The sequence below is a fragment of the Xenorhabdus entomophaga genome (genome assembly GCF_037996725.1).
Taxonomy (GTDB): Bacteria; Pseudomonadota; Gammaproteobacteria; order Enterobacterales; family Enterobacteriaceae; genus Xenorhabdus; species Xenorhabdus khoisanae.
In genome coordinates, this window is the sequence record NZ_JBBMXH010000562.1 from 1 (window position 1) to 218 (window position 218).

Genomic DNA, 218 nt, shown 5'->3' on the forward strand with positions numbered 1-218 from the left:
GTGCCGATAATCCCCGTTGTTTGCAGGTTTCCACCACCGACAGCAGTCGGGAGCGGTACTGTTCACCCCGATAGGAATTTGTCCCAAAGCAGATTTTTCGCATGATTACACTGCCACGCAGGCACCGCTCCGCCTCGTTGTTGGTCAACGGGATGTTTTTATGATGGAGAAAAACCCATAATCCCGCTTCATGCTTAAGAATATAAGCACACCTGCCG

At 50.9% G+C, this 218-nt stretch carries 1 protein-coding gene; it reads right to left on the reverse strand.

Features of this window, described 5'->3' with window-relative positions:
• The coding region (locus AAC854_RS24060; RefSeq protein ID WP_340619230.1) for an IS66 family transposase at positions 1-218 on the reverse strand (218 nt) is incomplete at both ends.